This window comes from Microbacterium maritypicum (assembly GCF_008868125.1).
Taxonomy (GTDB): Bacteria; Actinomycetota; Actinomycetes; order Actinomycetales; family Microbacteriaceae; genus Microbacterium; species Microbacterium maritypicum.
On sequence record NZ_WAAQ01000002.1, the window covers coordinates 116,290 to 135,140 of the forward strand.

The following is an 18,851-nucleotide window of genomic DNA, read 5'->3' on the forward strand; positions in this document are numbered from 1 at the left end:
CACGCTTCCCCTACGCCCTCCGAGCGGATGCATGCGGGTTGCTCACGATCGAGCCCTATGCTCACGGGGTGGGAATCAGAAGGATGAGGATCGGGGCCGGGACGTGGGTCGTCGCCGGACTGGTCGTCATCGCGCTCGTCTGCGTGGTCAGCGGGCTCCTGCCGCGCGCCGATGCCGGGGCTCTCGGCGCACGGATAGCCCCAGTGCTGGGGTTCGTCGTCGCCATCACGATCGTCGCCGAGCTCGCCCGCGACGCGGCGGTCTTCGACGTGGTCTCGCAGCGGCTCGCCCGCTGGGGCCGGGGGCGGGTGCTGGCTCTGTGGGCGCTGGTGGTCGCGCTCGCCGTGGTGAGCACGGTGTTCCTGTCGCTCGACACGACCGCGGTGATCGTCACCCCGGTCGTGGTCGTCCTGGCGCAGAGCATCGGCGTCTCACCCCTCCCGTTCGCGTTGGCGACCGTCTGGCTCGCCAACACGGCATCCCTCGCACTCCCGGTGTCGAACCTCACCAACCTGCTCGCCGCCCCCGCGATCGGCGACGGGCCGGGGGCGTTCATCGCTCTCAGCTGGGCGCCCACGCTGGTCGGCATCCTCGTTCCCGTCGCGATCCTCACGATCATGCATCGGCGTACCGTCTTCGGTGCGTACGAGACGCCGGTGCCGCGCAGACCCGCCGATCCGACGCTGTTCTGGAGCGCCACCGGCATCCTCCTCGTGCTGATGCCACTGCTCGCCCTCACCCATGACGTCTGGATCCCGGCCACGGTCGCCGCCCTCGCGCTGATCGGCCTGTTCGCGGTACGGAGGCGGCGTGCCCTGCGGCTCTCGCTGGTCCCGTGGCAGGCGCTCGCGCTCGCCGCATCACTGTTCGTGCTCGTGGAGGCCGCGCACGCGCAGGGGCTCCTCGACTTCCTGACCTCGCCGACCGCGAACGGCGATTCTGCCGGCGACCTGTTCCGGCTCGCCGCGCTCGGGGCCGTGAGCGCCAACGCGATCAACAATCTTCCGGCTTATCTCGTGCTCGAGCCCGCAGCAGGCGATCCCGTCGCCCTGATGGCGTTGCTGATCGGGGTGAACCTCGGCCCGCTCATCACGCCCTGGGCCTCGCTGGCCACCCTGCTCTGGCACCACCGGGTCGTGGCGCTGGGCGTGACGATCCGATGGAGCCGCTTCATGCTGTGGGGCGTGGTGGCCGCGGTGCCGACCGTGCTCGCCGCCGTGCTCGTGCTGATGCTGGTCTCGGGCTAGCGACGCGGCGGAGTTCGAGCGGGCCTGGTTACGGGGTCGGCGAGGACGAGATGCGCCAGAGGAAGGAGCGGAGGTCCGCGATCTCCGGGGCGCTGAAGCTCGACATGAGAGTCTCCACCGCTTCCTGTCCGAGCTGATTCGCCTCGGCCAGGACCTCGGCTCCGGCCGGCGTGGTGGTGGGGATGCGCACCTTGCGGTTCGAAGGGTGCGCGGTGCGCACGAGGAGGCCGTCGTTCTCGAGGCGGTCGATGATGCCGCCGAGGGTGGTCTTGTCCAGACCGACGATCTGAGCGATCTCCGTCTGGGTGTGTCCTGCTCCGTCTCCTGCGACGGAGAGGACGAGGGTGTCGCGCACATCTCGAAGCCCGACCGAGCGACAGGCTTCATCGAACGTCGCCGTCAGGGCGCGTTCGGACTGACGCAACATCCAGACGAGCGCCGCGCCCTCCGGACCCTCGATGGTCGCGCACGGCGCGATCGAGGGTGTGGAGAGATCGATGTCGGGGAGCACGTCCTCATTGTACTCAGGCATATCAGACCTCTCAGGATTATCTGTTATAAGATGATCTTGGTCCGTGCAAAGTTTCATCCTGCGTCGGGCCGCAGGGTTCCTCCCGTGTGGGGGCCGGAGAAACCCTGCCGACGTGGCAGGGCTCCTCCGGTGTGGGGGCCGGAGGGGTCCTGCCGACGTGACCACGGATCCCTTCGGGCGCCGCGACGGTGAGTGCATTCCGCGGACCCTTCCGCGCTCCGTTGCGCGCGCACGAGAGAGGCATCGCCTGAATCCAGGCCCACTTCCCGTCCTCCCCGGGCCGAGCCCCCGCAGATTATCCGAGATAAGATCATCTCGTATCGTTCAATTAATGGGCGGCGGTCGGGATCCGACAGTCGTCGTCCAGGAAGGAATTCATCATGAGCACCCCAGAGAAGTCCGTACTGGATCGCATGTTCGCAGCCTTCGGTGCGCAGGACGCGCACGCCGCGGCAGCGACCGTCACCGATGACTCGGTCTGGATCCACCACGGCACCCAGAAGCTGCCGTCGATGCGTTTCGAGGGCAAGGCCGCGGTCACCAAGTTCTTCGAGATCAACTTCACGACCATGTCCGTCGAGCAGTTCGAAGTGCTCAGCATGGTGCAGGAGGGCGATGTCGTCGCCGTGTTCGGCCGCGAGAAGTTCACGATGAGCAACGCCGAGGGCGACTTCACCCAGAAGTGGGTGCAGGTCTACACCTTCCGCGACGGTCTGATCGCCCGCATGGAGGAGTACGCGACCTCCGCTCCGGAGAGCGACTACAACGTCATCACGGAATAGATGATCTCGGTGGTGGGCTTCGGTCCACCACCTCTCCTCTGATGATGATCCAGACATCCGTGACGGAAGAAGCCATGAGTAACAACGCTGCCGAACCCCTGCCCACCTCGACCAGGGCGTGGTCCCTGGTGAGTCGCCCGGAGGGGCGACCCACGACGGACGACGTCGCCCTTCAGGTCCTCGCGCTCCCCGACCTCCAGGACGGGCAGATCCTCGTAGAGAACGAATACCTGTCGGTGGACCCTTACATGCGCGGACGCATGAGCGACAAGAAGTCGTACATGCCTCCGTTCGACGTGGGCGCGCCGATGGACGGACCTGCCATCGGCAGAGTGCTCGCATCGCGATCGGACGACTTCGCCGTGGGAGACCACGTCTTCCATGTTCTCGGATGGCGCGAGCATGCCGTGCTCGATGCCGACACGGCATTCCCCGTGGACCCGGACGCAGCGCCTCTGCCCGCATACCTGGGGGTTCTCGGAATTCCGGGGCTGACCGCCTACGTGGGGATCGAACGGTTCGCCGAGATCTCGGGCGGCGAGACCGTCTACGTGTCGGGAGCAGCCGGCGCGGTGGGCAGCGTCGCAGGCCAGATCGCGAAGCTCCGCGGTGCAGAGCGCGTGATCGGAAGCGCCGGCAGCGATGAGAAGGTGCGAGAGCTCGTCGAGGTCTTCGGTTTCGACGCCGCCTTCAACTACAAGACCGCGCCGATCGCGGATCAGCTCGCCGAGCTGGCGCCCGACGGGGTGGATGTCGTGTTCGACAACGTCGGAGGCGAGGCGATGGAAGCCGGGATCGGGGCGTTGCGCGTGCATGCGCGTTTCGTGCTCGCCGGCATGCTCTCGCAGTACAACGACGAAGCCGTGGTCGGGCCTCGAAACCTCTGGCACCTCTCCATCACGCGTTCGCGGATTCTCGCGTTCATGGTGTCGGAGGAGATGGATCTGCGCGAGCGCTTCCTGACGGAGGCCTCGGGGTGGATCGCCGAGGGCACGCTTCGGCACCGCGAGACGATTCGAGAGGGCTTCGACGGGATGTTCGATGCATTCCTGGCGATGATGCGCGGAGAGAACACCGGGAAGATGGTCGTTCGGGTGTGACACCTGCTCACAGGAGAAGGGCCGAGCTGCTGACCACGTCAGAGGCTCGGCCCTTCTGGTGCGCTTCTCCCGCGCTTCTCAGACGCCGCTCTCGGCGAGAGCACCCTGGTACAACTCGGACAGCATCGCCGGGAGCCCGCGAGGGCGGCGCCCGAGCAGTGCGGTCAGGTCCGATGACACGACCTCGTACTGGCCGTCCTTGATATCGGCCACCGTCCCTGCGGTGAGGTGTCTCGCGAACTCGGGCATGCCGGTTCCCGCGAGCATCGAGGTGAACTCGTCCGCGGAGACGTCGCGATACTCGACAGGGCTGCTCACGAGTTCTGAGAGGGCCGATGCCACCTCGGCGTACGACCAGGAGCGGTCGGCGGTGAGAGTGTAGGTCCTGTTCTCGTGGCCGCCGTCGATGAGGACGTTCGCGGCCGCCTCAGCCAGCTCGGCACGCAGCACGTACGGCACGCGTCCCGCCCCGCCGGGCAACGAGAACGAACCGTCTCGCAGAGCCGGGCTGACGATATCCCGGATCGCCTCGGCATACATGGTGTTGCGCAGGAAGGTGTACCCCACCCCGCTCGCCGTGATGTGATCTTCGGTCTCGAAGTGACTGCTCATGATGTCCCGCACTCCGGAAGACGCGATGTCGCGGATGGCGAGGCCGGTGTAGACGATGTGCTCGACGCCTGCCGCGACGGCCGCATCGACCACCTGGCGTTGCTGGTGCGCTCGATTCATCGACATCGTCGAGATGAGCAGGAGAGTGCTGACGCCAGCGAAGGCGGGAGGGAGCGAGGCGGGGTCGTCGAAGTCGGCCAGCCGAACGGGCACGTCGACGAACCGTGCAGCCTTCGCGGCATCGCGCGCCAGGATCGTGAAGTTCCCCTCGAGGTTCGATCGGCGCAGGTGTGAGACGACGCCCCGCCCGAGCTGGCCGGTGGCACCTGTGACCATCAGCATCTAGGCCTCCTCTCGGGCGGCGGACTCGGTGAGGCGCGGCTCTGAGGTGTGCGACCCGGTTCCGACCACGGGAAGCACACAACCCTGCGGGGTGCACATCTCCTCGCCGCCGGATTGGTCTTCACCGTCGAAAGGCCGCAGGAGTGGTCTCTGCGATGCGCTCATGCGGATGCCCTTTCGTTCCATGCCTGTTCGAGGGCCGCGACGATCGTGCTCACGGGTTTCGCGCCGGAGAGTGCGTAGGTGCGGTCGATCACCACGAACGGAACGCCCCCGGAGCCGAGCGCGGTCAGTTCCGCATGATCGGCTTCGACGCTGCTGCGGAACCGACGCTCATCCAGCGCCGCCCGGGCTTCCTGCGCATCGAGACCCAGGGGTTCAGCGAATGTCGCGAGCTCCTCGCTCGTCCAGATCTCCACCCTGCTGCCGAACTTCTCGCGCAAGACGAGGTCCCATGCCTCTCGGTGCTTTCCCTTCGACGTCGCCCATGCCAGGAACTCATGCGCGAGCGTCGTGTTGCCGATGGTGTTGCCGGCCACGTGGTAGGCCTTGATGCCGTCGGCGTGGGCGATGTCCTCGATGCGGCGGGCCATCTCCGTCGCCTCTTGTTCCGTCGCGCCTCGTTGCGTCGACATGTACTCGGTGAACTCCCACCCGGTGCCCTCGGGCAGCTCGGGGAGAAGCCGGAACGACCGGTGCTGGAGCTCGGTATCGCGACCGTGCTCGAACTGCTCGATCGCCGCGTTGATCCGCTCGTTGGCGATACCGCACCACGAGCAGACGACATCTGCCCACATCTCGACCTTCATCACACCATCGCTCTCTTCATCCGCGGATTGTATGGATTCATACTATCCGAACTCGGACGATAAGGGCTTTTTTGGGTACGCTCCGTCGAATGGTCATTCTCTTCGTGGGTTCTCTGGGGTTGAACATCTACGCGACGGTGCTCGTGCTGCTCAGGGCGCGGGTCTACGGCACCCGGCTGTACCGGCCGATGCTCTGGAACATCTTCTTGTCGATCGTCCCCGTGCTGATCCTCGCGGTGGTGATGGCGGTCTCTGTCGCGCTTATCGTGGTGGCTCCACCGCTCACCGGGGCAGCACTGGTCGTGGGAGGTGTGGCGTGGCTGCTCATGCTGCCCAACGCCAGCTACCTGATCACAGAGCTCAACCAGTCTCATCGCAAGGCCGACGACCCCGTGCCGCTGTGGTATGACATCATTCTCGTCATCTCGCTCGCGATGTCGGGGGTCATCAACACCGTGGTCAACGTGTTCCTCGCGCACATGATCTTCGCCCTGCAGCTCTTCGGAGATCAGGCCGGTGCCTTCATGAGATGGCCATCGCTCGTCGCCGTCGGGGGCGTCCTGGTGGCGATCGCGTTCGGCATGTACCTGGGGCGCTACATCCGCGTGAACAGTTGGGACATCCGGCACCCGGGTGCACTGCTGAGACGCATCGGGGAGCACTTCCTCACCCGCACGACGCGAGGCGCAGCGATCGGCTTCACCGCGACATACGCGATCTTCCTCGCGTTGATCTACATCGTGGTCGCAGGGCCCATCGTCGAGAACTTCCTCACCCTCGAGATCCAGCGATGACCGCCTCGCTCAATGCCGGTCGGGCTTCGCTCCGAGGTCGGTCCACAGCCAGGTGAGATCGACCTGGACGGTCGGCGGCAGCGAGACGGACGCCGGGTCGGGGGCGGGGCGGAAGATCGATTCGTCGTGGATGCTCACACTCTGTATTGCGCGATAACGACCATCGGGTTCACGGAGATTCGAACGCGAGATCCGGAAGGGGCGGGGGACGACGCGGACTCAGGCCTCGGGGGCGCCGTCCTGCGGCGGACCGGCAGGACGATGCGCGCGTCGGCCGTTCACGACCACAGGGCGACCGGCGCGCTCCTGCCCGGGCAGCGGGCGTGAGCGACGGCCGTAGATGAGCTCCGAAGAGTCGAGCAGCCACGGCACGAGGGTGATCGACACCCCATGCACGAGCATCAGCTGGTTGGCGAGACGGCGGGCGCGACGGTTGTGCAGGAACGACTCCCACCAGTGGCCCACGATGTACTGCGGCAGGTACACGGTGACGACGGACGAGCCGTGCTTCTCACGGTACTGCTTGATGAACTGGGTGACCGGTTGCGCGAACGAGCGGTACGGGGATTCGACGATCACGAGCGGGATCGGCACGAGGTGGTCGGCCCAGTCCTTCTGCAGCTGTGCCGCATCGTCGGAGGCCACCGCCACGTGCACCGCCAGGGTCTTGCCGTGCTTGGCCGCGATCGCGTAGTCGATGGCCTTCACGACCGGCTTCTGCAGGCGGTTGACGAGAACGATGGCGAGGTCGCCCGTCGCACCGAACCGGGTGGTGTCGTCGATCGCGATCTCGTGCTCGACGTCGCGGTAGTACCGCTTCACGCCCAACATCAGGAAGGCGAGGATCGGGATCGCGAAGAACACCAGATACGCGCCGTGCGTGAACTTGGTGATCGTCACGATGACCAGCACGAGCACGGTCATCACAGCGCCGGCCGAGTTGATGATCAGGCCGACCTTCGCCGAGCGGCGATCCGATGCTGAGGCGCCGTCGACCCCCGAGTCCTTCGTGTCCTCGACCGGTCCGCGCAGCACGCGTCGCCAGTGCCGCACCATGCCGATCTGTCCGAGCGAGAACGAGACGAACACACCGATGATGTACAGCTGGATCAGCGTGGTCAGCTTCGCCTGGAAGATCACGAGCACCGCGATCGCCGCGATGCCCAGCAGGATCATGCCGTTCGAGAACACGAGGCGGTCGCCGCGGGTGTTGAGCGACTTCGGAGCGTAGCCGTCGCGGGCGAGCACGGCGCCCAGCAGCGGGAAGCCGTTGAACGCGGTGTTCGCGGCGAGCAGGAGCACGCACGCGGTCGCCGCCTGCACGATGAAGAACGCGATGCTGCCGCCGCCGAAGGTCGCTGCGGCGATCTGGGCCATCAGTGAGGGCTGCGGATTCGTGCAGTCGAACCCGACCAGGTCGCAGGGGTTCTCGGCGTAGTGCACGCCGGTGATGAGGGCGAGGGCGGTGAGCCCTGCGAAGAGGCAGATGGCGATCGAGCCCATCAGCACGAGGGTCGACTGGGCGTTGCGCACCTTCGGGGCGCGGAACGCGGGGACCCCGTTCGACACGGCCTCGACGCCGGTGAGGGCGGAGCATCCGCTCGAGAACGCGCGCAGGATCAGCAGGATCACGGCCGCCTGCCCGAGGCTCTCCGCCTGCACCGAGAACTCGGCGCTCGAGGCGACGGGGGCGTCGCCGAGGAAGGTGCGGATCAGGCCGGTCACGATCATGATGCCGACCGAGCCGATGAACACGTACGTCGGGATCGCGAAGACCAAGGAGGCCTCGCGCACCCCGCGCAGATTCACGACGATGATGAGCACCACGAAGCCGACGGCGAGCTCGATGCGGAAGGGGTCGAGCCCCGGCACGGCCGAGATGATGTTGTCGACACCGGAGGCGACCGACACGGCCACGGTCAGCACGTAGTCGACCAGGAGTGCCGCGGCCACGATCACGCCGGGGATCTCGCCGAGGTTCTTCGACGCGACCTCGTAGTCGCCACCGCCCGACGGGTACGCCTTGATGAGCTGGCGGTAGCTGAGCACGACCACGACAAGCAGCACGACGACGGCGATCGCGACGAGTGGCGTGAACGACAGGAAGGTGAGCCCGCCGATCAGCAGGATCATCACCAGCTCCTGCGGGGCGTAGGCCACCGAGCTGAGGGCATCGGATGCGAAGATCGGCAGAGCCATGCGCTTCGGGAGCAGCTGGTCGTCGACCTGCTGACTCGTCAGCGGTTCTCCGATGAGGATGCGCTTGGCGCGCGGCGGTGCGTCCGCGGCCTCCCTGATTTCGTCTGGCACGTCGGGCGACACTACGCCTCCTGATGGCATCCTCACGCGATCCTCACGGAATCCCTACGGTGGCATGTGCGGTCCTCACGCAATCCTTACGGGCGCGGCTACACTGGCACGCGGTGGAAGATCAAGTGTTGCTCGGATTCATCGCGATCGCGGTGGGCGTGGCTTTCGGCATCCTTCTGTTCGTGCCGTTCGTAGCGGTCAGCTACCGGCGGCGCGGGCGACTCGGCTTCGGGCGCACGCTGCTCTGGCTCGCGGCCCTCATCTACTTCTGGGCCATCTGGACCTACACCCTGCTTCCACTGCCCGACCCCGACGCGATCCGCTGCGTGGGGGCGATCACCGATCCGATGTCGGTCGTGCGCGACGTGCAGAAGGCCCTCGCGGCGCCGGGGAACCCGCTGCGGCACCCGGCCCTGCTGCAGCTGGTGTTCAACGTGGTGCTGTTCGTACCGCTCGGCTTCTTCGTCCGCGTGCTCGCCGGCCGCGGCATCCTGACGGCGCTGGCCGCAGGCTTCGGTCTGTCGCTGCTGGTCGAGACCACGCAGCTGACCGGTGTGTGGGGCGTCTACCCGTGCGCGTACCGCTTCTTCGACGTGGGCGACCTCATGACGAACACGCTGGGCGCCGTCGTCGGGTGCGCAGTGGCCCTCCTCGTCCCGAGGGCGCTGCGCGGCGCGAAGGCGAGCCCCGACGCTGACCTCCCGCGTCCCGTCACCCGCGGTCGCCGGGCCCTCGCGATGCTGTGCGATGGCCTCGCCTTCGGGTTCCTGAGCGTGGGCGTCAGTGTGTCCGTGCAGCTGTGGCTGCAGTTCGTGGCCGACGATCGCGCAGCGGTGCTCGACGGCGGCCTCGCGTCCGCCGCGGGAACCATCGTCCCTTCGGCCCTTTTCCTGGTGCTGATCCTGATCAGCGGGCGCTCGATCGGTGACATCGCCGTGCAGCTGCGGTACACGGGCTCACCCCTGCCGGCGCCGTTCCCCCGGCTCCTGCGGTGGACGGGCGGCATCGGCGGGCTCAGCGCGCTCGCACTGCTGGGGGGATTCTTCGATCTCGCCTCGTCGCTCCTGATCCTCGTCGCGATCGTGATGCTGTTCACCACCCGCTTCGGGCGCGGGCTCCCCGGCGTCCTCTCCGGTCAGCATCTCGTCGACGCCCGCGCGGACATCAGGGATCCACAGCGGTTTCCGATCACGAAGCCGTAACGTCGAGGGCATGACGACTGTTCACGTCACCGAGGACACGATCAACCAGGCCCGCGTGCTGCGCGACGAGCTGCAGCGGTTCCTGCGCGAGTACGAGTTCGGGATGCGCGAGGTCGAGACGAAGATCTCGATCCTGCGCGACGAGTTCACGCACGACCACGCGTACAACCCCATCGAGCACGTGAAGAGTCGACTGAAGTCGCCCGACAGCATCGTCGAGAAGATCGCCCGCAAGGGCATCGACGAGCCCGACTTCGACCGCATCCGCGCAGAGATCACCGACATCGCCGGTGTGCGCGTGACCTGCAGCTTCGTCGCCGACGTCTACCGACTGTTCGACCTGCTCACCGCGCAGGACGACGTGACCGTGCGCACGGTCAAGGACTACATCGCCCACCCCAAGGCCAACGGCTACAAGAGCCTGCACGCGATCATCGAGGTGCCCGTGTTCCTGTCGACCGGTGCGCTCTCGGTGCCGGTGGAAGTGCAGTTCCGCACGATAGCGATGGACTTCTGGGCGAGCCTCGAGCACAAGATCTACTACAAGTTCTCGAACCAGGTGCCCTCGCACCTCGTCGACAGCCTCTCGGATGCCGCGGATGCCGCCGCCGAACTCGACAGCCGCATGGAGCGCCTGCACCGCGAGGCGCACGGGGTGCCGCAGCGCCAGCTCGCCCCGGCGCCTCCTCCCGCACCGCCGGCGATCCCGGACGCTCCCACCGATCCACGGGTGGTCGGGGTCTGACCGGGGCGCGCCCGCGCGAGAGCGTGTTGCGCGCGCAGCCGCGGTCCTGGGAGCATCGGCTGGTGGGGAGAACGCAGGAAGCCGAGGCCGTCGAGGCCGACACCGACGTCGACGAAGTCGCGAAGATCGACGAACTCGCGGGAGTCGACCGCGAACGGCAGCGGTGCGAGTGCGACCACGGCGACGACGACGGCTACCAGCCGTGCGGGCGCAAGGCGAAGTGGCGCGTCACGGTCGACTGCGTGTGCGGCGAGGGCCACCCGCGTCGGGTCGAGATCCTGTGCTCCCGTTGCATGCGCACGCTGCGGCAGTTCCAGGGACGCGAGGCCATCACCGTGCGGCGTCTCTGACCTGCGGGAGCGTCTTCCGTCGATCCTCACATCCGATCGCGCCTCGGCTCCGAACAACGGGGGATCACACCGGACCCGGTGGAACAGGAGACGATCATGGTGCAGCGCCGCAGTGGCAAGAGATTCCTCGTCTGGGCCGCCCTCGCGGGCGTGATCGGCGGTGGCGTCTTCCTCGCGACGGCCGAGCTGTTCGCGCTGCTCTTCGCGCGCGCGGCCAGTCCGATCCTCGCGGTCGGCGGGTTCGTGATCGACATCGTGCCGCAGCCCTTCAAGGAGTTCGCGATCGCCACCTTCGGCGAATACGACAAGATCGCGCTGCTTGCCGGCCTCGGTCTCGCGGTGTTCATCGCCTCGGCGATCGCCGGCATCCTGCAGCTGGTGCGTCCGCCGCTCGGCGTGATCGCTCTGGTGATCGCGGGCGTGCTCTCGACCGCGGCGATCGTGACCCGCGCCGCGGTGACCCCGCTCGCCTTCCTGCCGCCGGTGCTCGGAACCGTCGTGGGGTCGTTCGTCCTCGTTCTCCTGTGCCGGCGCCTGCGCGGGTGGAGGGCATCCGTGGTCGCAACGCCGGGGGAAGAGAACGACGACACGGTGTCCGCGGACGCCGCTGAGACCGGTGCCGACCTCGCCGCTGCGGAACCTGCGCGGCCGGGGATCGACAGGCGCCGCTTCTTCGTCCTCGCCGCTCTCGCCGGAGCATCCGCGCTGGTGGTGGGTATCACGGCTCGCACGGTGAGCATGGCCGTGTCATCGGTGGAGGCGATCAGGAGCGCGCTCAAGCTGCCCTCCCCCCGCACGACGGTCACGGTGCCGGACGGCGCCGAGCTCGACATCCCCGGGCTCAGCAAGCTGTTCACCCCGAACAAGGACTTCTACCGCGTCGATACGGCCCTCACGGTTCCCTCGATCGATCCGGACACCTGGCGTCTGGTGATCGACGGCATGGTCGACCAGCGTGTGGAGATGAGCTTCCAGGACATCCTCGACATGGGCCTCGACGAGTACGCCATCACGCTCACGTGCGTGTCGAACGAGGTCGGCGGCGAGCTCGTCGGGAACGCGAAGTGGCTCGGGGTGCCGTTGCGAGACGTGCTCAAGAAGGCGGGTGTGAAGTCCGGCGCCGACATGGTGCTCTCGCGCAGCGTCGACGGCTACACCGCGAGCACGCCGCTGTCGGCACTCACCGATGACAACCTCGATGCGATTCTCGCCGTCGGGATGAACGGCGAACCGCTGCCGCTCGAGCACGGCTTCCCTGTACGGATGGTGGTTCCCGGACTCTACGGGTACGTGTCGGCGACCAAGTGGCTCACGGAGCTCAAGGTGACGACGTTCGCCCAGGACGAGGCGTACTGGACGCCGCGTGGCTACAGCGCCGAGGCGCCGATCAAGTTCGCCTCTCGCGTCGACACCCCCAAGATCGGCGAGGCGGTGGCGGCGGGGAAGATCCCGATCGCCGGAGTCGCCTGGGCGCAGTCGGTCGGCATCGAGCGCGTGGAGGTGAGCATCGACGACGGCGACTGGGTTCAGGCCACCCTGTCGGCGCCGATCAACGACGACACCTGGGTGCAGTGGTTCATGGAGTGGGATGCCACACCGGGCACGCACTATGTCGCGGTGCGCGCGGTGAACAAGAACGGCGACCTGCAGATCCAGGAGCGGGCACCCATCGCGCCGAACGGATCGTCGGGCTGGCAGCGTTCGCTCATCCGGGTCAACTGAGACCCGTGCGCGGTCACCCGCTCGGGCCTATGGTGGGAGCCATGGGCCCGTTCCCCGCACTCGTGATCACCGTCTCGGACCGCTCGTTCTCCGGAGAACGCGAGGATCGGGGAGGCCCGATCGCCGTGGGGCTGCTGCGTGAGGCAGGGTGGCACTGCCCCGACGCCGAGGTCATCGCCGACGGTGCGGGGTCGGTGGCGGACGCCCTGCGCCGAGCCGCCGCACGTGGCATCCGCCTGGTCGTGACCACCGGTGGGACGGGCATCGGCCCTCGTGATCTGACACCCGAGGGGACACGGCGTGTGATCACCCGCGAGCTTCCCGGCATCGCCGAGGAGCTGCGTCGTCGCGGCCTCGCCGACACCCCGCTGTCCGTGCTGTCGCGCGGGCTCGCCGGCATCGTCGACCCGGCGGGCATGCTCGTGGTGAACCTGCCCGGCTCGACCCGCGCTGTCGCCTCCGGCGTACCCGTGGTGCTCGGCGTCGCCGCGCACATCCTGGATCAAGTGGAGGGCGGAGACCACTCATGAACGACGTGCGAATCGCAGCGGTATCGGAAGCGCGACTCGATCTGGATGCACACCTGGCGGCGGTCGAAGATCCCCGGCTGGGAGCGGTGACGACCTTCGTCGGTCGCGTGCGCGACAACGACCCGGACGCCGAGACGCCCGTAGTCGGACTGGAGTACAGCGCGCACCCCGATGCGGAGGCGGCACTGCGAAGGATCGCCCAGGAGGCCGGTGCCGGAGCGGAGGCCCCCGCCGTGGTGGCGGTGAGCCATCGCATCGGACGCCTCGACGTCGGCGATGCGGCCGTCGTGATCGCGGTCGCCTCCGAGCACCGCGCCGAGGCGTTCGAGGTGTGCCGGGCCGTCATCGAGGCGATCAAGGCAGACCTGCCGGTGTGGAAGCGTCAGCTCGAGGTCGACGGGACGTCGTCGTGGAAGGGCATCGGCGGCTGAGCCCCTCGCATCATCGCCGTTCTCGACGCGTCACCTGCATGAGGTTTTGCCGTATGCAGGAGGAAACGCCGGCCGGCGATCATGCAGGTGGCCGGCGGTCATGCACGTGGCGCGCGGTCAGCCGCCCGCGAAGGGCGGGAGCACGTCGATGAGCTCGGCGTCGTCGAGGGCGATGTCGCCGTCGGTGCGCACCCCGTCGACGAGCACCGCGCAGCGCGGCAGGATGTCGGCGAGAGCAGGATGCTCAGCCACGACGGCGGTCCGCAGAGCCAGGAGGGAACGTTCGCCGCGCTCCTCCTCGCCCGTCCCCGCGGCCTCTGCGGCGGCGGCGAAGTAGCGCACCCGCGTCATCGGGCATCTCCGGGGGCGGCTTCTCCGGGGCGCACCCAGTCGCCCGAGCGCCCACCCGACTTCGCCACGATGCGCACGTCTTCGATCACGACCGCGCGGTCGACGCCCTTGATCATGTCGACGACCGCCAGAGCGGTGACCGAGACGGCGGTGAGAGCCTCCATCTCCACCCCGGTGCGATCGGCGGTGCCCACCGTCGCCTCGATGCGAACGCCGTCGTCGACGATGTCGAGCTCGACGCTCGCACGGTGCACCCCGATCACGTGCGCGAGCGGCAGCAGCGAAGGCGTGGACTTGGCCGCCTGGATGCCGGCGATGCGCGCCACGGCGAGCACGTCGCCCTTCGGCACGGTGCCGTCGCGGAGGGCGGCGATCACGTCGGTGCTGCAGCGCACGAAACCGCGGGCGGTCGCGGTGCGGACGGTCGGCTGCTTCGCGGTCACATCGACCATGTGCGCGCGGCCGCCGGCGTCAAGGTGGGGAAAGCTCATCCGACCAGCATGACATCGATCACATCGCCCACGGCGACGGTCTCGACCTCTGCCGGCACGATCGCGAACGCGTGCGCACGTGCGAGTCCGCCGGCGAGATGGGATCCCGATCCGCCGGCGGTCGCAGGACGCACCGTGCGCGCGGCGAGGTCGACCACGGCCGGCAGGTACTGGCGACGTCCCGGGGGCGGCGTCCACGATGCGTCGGCGGTGAACGGCGCACGAGGGCGGTGGATCAGGGCACGCCCCTGCATCGCGAGCAGGGCGGGGCGCACGAAAACCTCGAACGACACCGCCACGCTCACGGGGTTCCCCGGCAGGCCGAACACCAGGCACCCGTCATCGAGCACTCCGAAGGCCTGCGGCTTGCCGGGCTGCATGGCGACCGCGCTGAACTCGACCTGTCCGCCGCCGTCGAAGGCCCCGCGCACGGGCTCGTAGGCCCCCGCGCTCACCCCGCCGGTGAACACGATCACATCGGCGCCGAGGGCGAGGGCTTCGGCGGTCACCGCCCTGACGGCGCCCGCCTCGTCCGGAACGCGCGCGACCAGCACCACCTCGGCATCGGCCTCGGAGACCAGCTGTTCGAGCAGGGGGCCGTTGGAGTCGGGGATGCGCCCGCGGGTGGGGGATTCCCCCGGTGCGAGCAGTTCGCTCCCGGTCGACACCACCGCCACGCGCGGAGCTCGCGTCACCGAGACCTCGGCGACCCCGGCGGCGACCGCGGCGGCCAGCTGGAAAGGACCCAGGCGCTCGCCGGCGTGCACGACCTCGTCGCCTGCGTGCAGGTCGGCCCCGCGTCGGCGCACGAACACCCCGGGCTTCGCCGGAGCGCGCAATACCCTCACCTCGTCGAGCGAGTCGGCGAGGCCACCGGCCGTGTCCTCGAACGGCACGATCACGTCGGCGTCGGTGGGGGTGGGGGACCCGGTCATGATGCGGGCGGCTTCGCCCACGCCGAGCGGGGGGTCGAGGTCGACGCCCGCGGGGAGGTCGGCGACCACGCGCAGAGTGACCGGGTTCTCCTCGGAGGCCTCAGCGACATCGCCGCCGCGCACGGCGAAGCCGTCCATCGCGGAGTTGTCGAACAGGGGGATGTCGTGGGCGGCGGCTGCGGGAGCGGCGAGGGTGCGCCCTGCGGCATCAGCCACCGGACGCGCCTCGCTCTCGATCAGGCGGACGGCATCGAGCACACGGGCGAGCTGCTCCTCGACCGTGCGGCGGCCGGTCATGCGCGCACCGCCCTCGTCGCCGCGGACGCCGGACGGATCGGTATCTCGTGCTGGCGGGAGGTGAGCGCATCGATCATCGCGAGCCGACCGAGCAGCGGTTCGCCGGCACCGCTCAGGAGCTTGATCACCTCGCCCGCCAGCAGCCCGCCGACCTGCACACACAGGGCTCCGAGAACACCGACCTGAGCGCAGCTGGGCGGCTCACCCTCGGTGCCCAGAGGGAAGAGGTCGGCGAGCACCACCGGCTCCCCCTCCGGCGGGTCCGACCAGAACACCGTGGCCTGCGCATGCCACTCCTGCACGGCACCCCACACGAGGGGGAGTCCGAGCGCTTCGGCCGCCGCAGCCACATCGCGGCGGGTCGCGAACGAATCGCTCGTGTCGACCACCACATCGGCGCCGGCGAGCAGGCGTTCGGCGTTGACGGCGTCGAGGCGTTCGGGCACCTGGGTCACCACGGTCTGCGGAGCGAGGGCGGTGATGGCGCGCGCGGCGGATGCGGTCTTCAACGCTCCGATGTCCTCCACCCGGTGCGCCAGCTGGCGCTGCAGGTTGGTGAGCTCCACGATGTCGTCGTCGATCACCGTGATGGTGCCGATTCCCGCGGCGGCCAGGGCGAGCAGGACGGGGGAGCCGAGCCCTCCCGCGCCGATGATCGTGACATGCGCGGCGTTGAGGCGGCGCTGACCTTCTTCGCCGATGCCGGAGAGCACCGCGTGCCGGGCCGTGCGGACGAGTTCTTCGGGGTCCAGCGCGGCGACCGGGGCGACGAGGGGCTGCATGGGTTCAGCGTATGCCCCCGGTTCTGGCCTGGAGCGCATCGTCGACGACCGCGAACACCTCGGGATCCCAGGTGAGCGCCCGCTCCCACGGCAGGCCGAAGGCGTCGGCGAAGAAGATGCTGTGCACGTCGTCGTCGAAGCTGTGACGGACAGCGCGGGGGAGGACCTCGCTCGGCACGTCGTCCGCCCGAGCGCTCCGCTGCGACACGAGCCCGTCGTGCGGCCACAGCTGGAGCGGTTCGGACGCCGCGTGGAAGTGCCCGGCGCCGATCGCGGTGACGGCGATCGTGTCGAGCACTCCGACCTGGGTCGCATTCCACTCCCGCAGGAACCGGCGCGAGACCTGGTCGGCAGCGCCCTGCGAGTTCTCGGCGGCGTAGCTGTGCGATCTCTCCAGGATCTGGGCGGTCCCCTCGTCGCCGGCGGCGTCGTTCGCGGAGATCTCGCCGGTGAGCACATCGCCGAGCAGCGAACCCTCCCACGGGGTCCCGAGGGTGAGGAGTCGATGCACCGACGGTCCGGCCCCCTGCAGATGGCGGATCGCCGCGCGGGAGAACAGCCCGCCCATCGAGTGCGCGACGAGGTCGACGTCGGTGAAGCCGTGTTCCTCGCCGAGCCACCGCAGGAATGCGGCCAAGCGGGCACCGCCCTCGTCGATCCCGCCGACCGCGTTGACGGTCATCTCTGCGGGCAGCACGACGGGCGCATCAGCGAAACCCTGCCACCCGGCGTCTTCCCTGACCTCGCCGTCTCCGATGCGGGCGGGTGCGGTGAAGACCGCAGCGCCACGCTCGAGAAGATGAGCGCGAAGGGCGGTGAGCGTGTTGCCGGCGGCGAGGCCCGACCCGCTGGCGCGGTCGGGATCCGTGAACGGTGTCACTGCAGCACCGCCCGATACGAGAACGACAGCATCCGCCATGGTGTTCCTTCCGAAGACCTACGCGGTCAGGATAGGGCAGAACGCGGGTGCTCTGACGACGGTCGATCGGATCGCCCGTGTCGCCTCAGCGCGCGGCATCCGTCATCGAGCCGAGCTCGGACGGGTGGGTGAGTCGCCACCACTCGGACGGCGAGTCGATGCTGCCTTTGATCTGGACCCGGGCGGTGACGGTGTTCGGGCCCGCGGTCCAGGTGACGCTCCCCACGACCGAGCCGTCCCGATAGGTCGGCGGAGTCTCGATGTCCATCGTCACGGTGATCGGCGTGTCCGACCAGGTGAAGATCGATGCCGCCTCTCCGATGACCAGTCGCGCGGTGTCGCCCCACGGCGTCGAGATCGTGCCGATCTCCTGTCCTGAGGTCGCTACCGGCACCTGGTGGAAACCGGCGCGGACGCTGTCCAGAGTGGCGATCACGCTGGCGTTCACCGACTCGCGCGAGGGTCCTCCGAGCACGACACCGGTCACCGCGAGAGGGTCGGTGGTGCCCACGACGAGGGTCGCGGTGTACAGCAGGCTGTAGGTGCCCTCGCCGAGGCTGCCGGTCTTCAACCCCGTGATGCCGCTGGTTCCGAGAAGTCCGTTGGTGTTGTTGAGCGGGCCGGCGCCGGGGAGTGAGATCGATGGGGTCGCGACGATCTGAGCGATCACCGGATTCGCGGCGGCGAGCTTCCCGATCGCCAGGAGGTCGGCGGGCGTGCTCGTGTTGCGGGGGCTGATCCCCGTGGGCTCGGTGATCGTCGTGCCCGTCAGCCCATGGGCGGCGAGCCAGTTGCGCGTCGCGCCGAGGAACGCGCTTTGCGATCCGAAGATCCGGGATGACAGCGCCTCGGCGTAGTTGCTCGCCGAGGGGATCAGCATGGCGGCCAGGGCATCGCGCAGCGACATCGAGGTGCCGGTGGGCATGGGGGCGATGGTCGCCCCCATCACGTAGTACCTGTCGTAGAGGTCGTGATCGGATTTGTCGAACGTGATCGTCGGTCCGGGGTCTTCTGCGGAGGCGAGCGGGGAGGCCTCGAGGATGACCAACGCGGTGATGAGCTTCGTGATGCTCGCGATGGGGAGCGGCTCGCCGGTGCCGCTCGACGTCCAGATCCCACTCGCCGACTCGCCCAGGTAGGCGTCCGCGCCGGAGACGCTGATCGCCGATGCGCCGACCGGGGGCGTGGCGACCGCCGCCGCATCGACGGTCGGGGCCTGCGGTGTCTGTGTGGTGACAGTGGGCGCACCGACGGGAGCGGTGAGAGCCCACCCGACGTAGCCGCCGGTCGCGGCCAGCAACAGGACGACGCAGACCGCCGTGATGATGAGACCGCGGCGCCTGCGCCTTCGGCGGACTACCGGATCGACGAGATCACGAGGGGAGAGGAACTCCTGCTCGTGCGTCATCAGCTCGGCGAAGTCGGACAGGTCGTCCGCCGGTGGATTCGGTGCCGTCATGGTGATAGTCATCATGTCGGACATCCGACGCACGCGGTATCGGCCATTCGGGGGACACGGGGATCGCGGCGCTTGAGGGTGGGGTGTTCGGCCGCGCGGCGTCGTAGAA

General features: G+C 68.5%; 21 protein-coding genes. 10 read left to right on the forward strand and 11 right to left on the reverse strand.

Annotated elements, in window-relative coordinates:
- Positions 1-83: 83 nt before the first annotated feature.
- A complete protein-coding gene (locus tag F6W70_RS11310; RefSeq protein ID WP_151486772.1) occupies positions 84-1,247 on the forward strand; it encodes an SLC13 family permease in 1,164 nt (387 codons plus the stop codon).
- Between the two features lie 28 nt (positions 1,248-1,275).
- Here F6W70_RS11310 and F6W70_RS11315 read toward each other — a convergent pair whose 3' ends face one another.
- A complete protein-coding gene (locus F6W70_RS11315; RefSeq protein WP_164743624.1) occupies positions 1,276-1,779 on the reverse strand; it encodes a MarR family winged helix-turn-helix transcriptional regulator in 504 nt (167 codons plus the stop codon).
- Positions 1,780-2,159: 380 nt separating this feature from the next.
- Here F6W70_RS11315 and F6W70_RS11320 point away from each other — a divergent pair, with 380 nt between their 5' ends.
- Complete coding sequence (locus tag F6W70_RS11320; protein ID WP_151486774.1) at positions 2,160-2,561, forward strand: nuclear transport factor 2 family protein; 402 nt, start codon at positions 2,160-2,162, stop codon at positions 2,559-2,561.
- Between the two features lie 74 nt (positions 2,562-2,635).
- Positions 2,636-3,661 (forward strand): NADP-dependent oxidoreductase, encoded by a 1,026-nt coding sequence (locus F6W70_RS11325; protein ID WP_151486775.1) that lies wholly within the window; start codon positions 2,636-2,638, stop codon positions 3,659-3,661.
- A 78-nt stretch (positions 3,662-3,739) separates the two neighbouring features.
- Here the strand turns inward: F6W70_RS11325 and F6W70_RS11330 are convergent, their stop codons facing one another.
- Complete coding sequence (locus F6W70_RS11330) at positions 3,740-4,615, reverse strand: NmrA family NAD(P)-binding protein (protein ID WP_055876392.1); 876 nt, start codon at positions 4,613-4,615, stop codon at positions 3,740-3,742.
- Between the two features lie 161 nt (positions 4,616-4,776).
- Positions 4,777-5,424, reverse strand: coding sequence for a DsbA family oxidoreductase (locus tag F6W70_RS11335; protein ID WP_151486776.1), 648 nt, complete (start codon positions 5,422-5,424; stop codon positions 4,777-4,779).
- A gap of 89 nt (positions 5,425-5,513) precedes the next feature.
- Between F6W70_RS11335 and F6W70_RS11340 the strand changes: the two genes are divergently transcribed.
- Entirely contained in the window at positions 5,514-6,218 is a 705-nt protein-coding gene (locus F6W70_RS11340) for a DUF1361 domain-containing protein (protein ID WP_151486777.1), read from the forward strand.
- Between the two features lie 9 nt (positions 6,219-6,227).
- Here the strand turns inward: F6W70_RS11340 and F6W70_RS17980 are convergent, their stop codons facing one another.
- Together F6W70_RS17980 and F6W70_RS11345 are read right to left on the reverse strand one after the other, a co-directional pair.
- On the reverse strand, positions 6,228-6,356 hold the full coding sequence (locus F6W70_RS17980; protein WP_318278875.1) for a hypothetical protein: 129 nt from the start codon (positions 6,354-6,356) through the stop codon (positions 6,228-6,230).
- Positions 6,357-6,437: 81 nt separating this feature from the next.
- Positions 6,438-8,558 carry an APC family permease gene (locus F6W70_RS11345; RefSeq protein WP_318278876.1) on the reverse strand — a complete coding sequence of 707 codons (2,121 nt, stop codon included), beginning with the start codon at positions 8,556-8,558 and terminating at the stop codon, positions 6,438-6,440.
- Between the two features lie 83 nt (positions 8,559-8,641).
- Here F6W70_RS11345 and F6W70_RS11350 point away from each other — a divergent pair, with 83 nt between their 5' ends.
- The 6 genes from F6W70_RS11350 (at position 8,642) to F6W70_RS11375 (ending at position 13,508) form a co-directional block, all read left to right on the forward strand.
- Positions 8,642-9,730 carry a VanZ family protein gene (locus tag F6W70_RS11350; protein ID WP_170287904.1) on the forward strand — a complete coding sequence of 363 codons (1,089 nt, stop codon included), beginning with the start codon at positions 8,642-8,644 and terminating at the stop codon, positions 9,728-9,730.
- A 10-nt stretch (positions 9,731-9,740) separates the two neighbouring features.
- Entirely contained in the window at positions 9,741-10,475 is a 735-nt protein-coding gene (locus tag F6W70_RS11355; RefSeq protein WP_055869293.1) for a GTP pyrophosphokinase, read from the forward strand.
- Between the two features lie 62 nt (positions 10,476-10,537).
- Positions 10,538-10,825, forward strand: a complete 288-nt coding sequence (locus F6W70_RS11360; RefSeq protein WP_055869294.1) for a hypothetical protein — start codon at positions 10,538-10,540, stop codon at positions 10,823-10,825.
- A gap of 96 nt (positions 10,826-10,921) precedes the next feature.
- A complete protein-coding gene (locus tag F6W70_RS11365; RefSeq protein ID WP_151486779.1) occupies positions 10,922-12,547 on the forward strand; it encodes a molybdopterin-dependent oxidoreductase in 1,626 nt (541 codons plus the stop codon).
- A gap of 41 nt (positions 12,548-12,588) precedes the next feature.
- The gene (locus tag F6W70_RS11370) at positions 12,589-13,077 is read left to right on the forward strand and encodes a MogA/MoaB family molybdenum cofactor biosynthesis protein (protein ID WP_055876411.1); all 489 of its coding nucleotides are present in this window, start codon (positions 12,589-12,591) and stop codon (positions 13,075-13,077) included.
- Entirely contained in the window at positions 13,074-13,508 is a 435-nt protein-coding gene (locus tag F6W70_RS11375) for a molybdenum cofactor biosynthesis protein MoaE (RefSeq protein WP_017831259.1), read from the forward strand. Before F6W70_RS11370 ends, F6W70_RS11375 begins: the two co-directional genes overlap by 4 nt.
- 117 nt (positions 13,509-13,625) lie before the next feature.
- Here F6W70_RS11375 and F6W70_RS11380 read toward each other — a convergent pair whose 3' ends face one another.
- The 6 genes from F6W70_RS11380 to F6W70_RS11405 form a co-directional block, all read right to left on the reverse strand.
- Positions 13,626-13,859 (reverse strand): MoaD/ThiS family protein, encoded by a 234-nt coding sequence (locus F6W70_RS11380; RefSeq protein ID WP_055869296.1) that lies wholly within the window; start codon positions 13,857-13,859, stop codon positions 13,626-13,628.
- Entirely contained in the window at positions 13,856-14,350 is a 495-nt protein-coding gene (moaC, locus tag F6W70_RS11385) for a cyclic pyranopterin monophosphate synthase MoaC (protein WP_031206403.1), read from the reverse strand. Before moaC ends, F6W70_RS11380 begins: the two co-directional genes overlap by 4 nt.
- Entirely contained in the window at positions 14,347-15,582 is a 1,236-nt protein-coding gene (locus F6W70_RS11390) for a molybdopterin molybdotransferase MoeA (protein WP_151486780.1), read from the reverse strand. Before F6W70_RS11390 ends, moaC begins: the two co-directional genes overlap by 4 nt.
- Positions 15,579-16,364, reverse strand: coding sequence for a HesA/MoeB/ThiF family protein (locus F6W70_RS11395; protein ID WP_055869299.1), 786 nt, complete (start codon positions 16,362-16,364; stop codon positions 15,579-15,581). The genes F6W70_RS11390 and F6W70_RS11395 overlap by 4 nt, the downstream gene beginning before the upstream one ends.
- A 4-nt stretch (positions 16,365-16,368) precedes the next feature.
- Positions 16,369-17,283, reverse strand: a complete 915-nt coding sequence (locus tag F6W70_RS11400) for an esterase/lipase family protein (protein WP_151486781.1) — start codon at positions 17,281-17,283, stop codon at positions 16,369-16,371.
- Positions 17,284-17,368: 85 nt separating this feature from the next.
- Positions 17,369-18,742, reverse strand: coding sequence for a D-alanyl-D-alanine carboxypeptidase family protein (locus F6W70_RS11405; RefSeq protein ID WP_151487230.1), 1,374 nt, complete (start codon positions 18,740-18,742; stop codon positions 17,369-17,371).
- Positions 18,743-18,851: the final 109 nt, after the last annotated feature.

Bases quoted from the DNA above. Each gene is read 5' to 3' on its own strand.
- F6W70_RS11310 (WP_151486772.1), top strand. From the start codon at position 84: ATGAGGATCGGGGCCGGGACGTGGGTCGTCGCCGGACTGGTCGTCATC.
- F6W70_RS11315 (WP_164743624.1), bottom strand. From the start codon at position 1,779: ATGCCTGAGTACAATGAGGACGTGCTCCCCGACATCGATCTCTCCACA.
- F6W70_RS11320 (WP_151486774.1), top strand. From the start codon at position 2,160: ATGAGCACCCCAGAGAAGTCCGTACTGGATCGCATGTTCGCAGCCTTC.
- F6W70_RS11325 (WP_151486775.1), top strand. From the start codon at position 2,636: ATGAGTAACAACGCTGCCGAACCCCTGCCCACCTCGACCAGGGCGTGG.
- F6W70_RS11330 (WP_055876392.1), bottom strand. From the start codon at position 4,615: ATGCTGATGGTCACAGGTGCCACCGGCCAGCTCGGGCGGGGCGTCGTC.
- F6W70_RS11335 (WP_151486776.1), bottom strand. From the start codon at position 5,424: ATGAAGGTCGAGATGTGGGCAGATGTCGTCTGCTCGTGGTGCGGTATC.
- F6W70_RS11340 (WP_151486777.1), top strand. From the start codon at position 5,514: ATGGTCATTCTCTTCGTGGGTTCTCTGGGGTTGAACATCTACGCGACG.
- F6W70_RS11345 (WP_318278876.1), bottom strand. From the start codon at position 8,558: ATGCCATCAGGAGGCGTAGTGTCGCCCGACGTGCCAGACGAAATCAGG.
- F6W70_RS11355 (WP_055869293.1), top strand. From the start codon at position 9,741: ATGACGACTGTTCACGTCACCGAGGACACGATCAACCAGGCCCGCGTG.
- F6W70_RS11365 (WP_151486779.1), top strand. From the start codon at position 10,922: ATGGTGCAGCGCCGCAGTGGCAAGAGATTCCTCGTCTGGGCCGCCCTC.
- F6W70_RS11370 (WP_055876411.1), top strand. From the start codon at position 12,589: ATGGGCCCGTTCCCCGCACTCGTGATCACCGTCTCGGACCGCTCGTTC.
- F6W70_RS11375 (WP_017831259.1), top strand. From the start codon at position 13,074: ATGAACGACGTGCGAATCGCAGCGGTATCGGAAGCGCGACTCGATCTG.
- F6W70_RS11380 (WP_055869296.1), bottom strand. From the start codon at position 13,859: ATGACGCGGGTGCGCTACTTCGCCGCCGCCGCAGAGGCCGCGGGGACG.
- moaC (WP_031206403.1), bottom strand. From the start codon at position 14,350: ATGAGCTTTCCCCACCTTGACGCCGGCGGCCGCGCGCACATGGTCGAT.
- F6W70_RS11390 (WP_151486780.1), bottom strand. From the start codon at position 15,582: ATGACCGGCCGCCGCACGGTCGAGGAGCAGCTCGCCCGTGTGCTCGAT.
- F6W70_RS11395 (WP_055869299.1), bottom strand. From the start codon at position 16,364: ATGCAGCCCCTCGTCGCCCCGGTCGCCGCGCTGGACCCCGAAGAACTC.
- F6W70_RS11400 (WP_151486781.1), bottom strand. From the start codon at position 17,283: ATGGCGGATGCTGTCGTTCTCGTATCGGGCGGTGCTGCAGTGACACCG.
- F6W70_RS11405 (WP_151487230.1), bottom strand. From the start codon at position 18,742: ATGACGGCACCGAATCCACCGGCGGACGACCTGTCCGACTTCGCCGAG.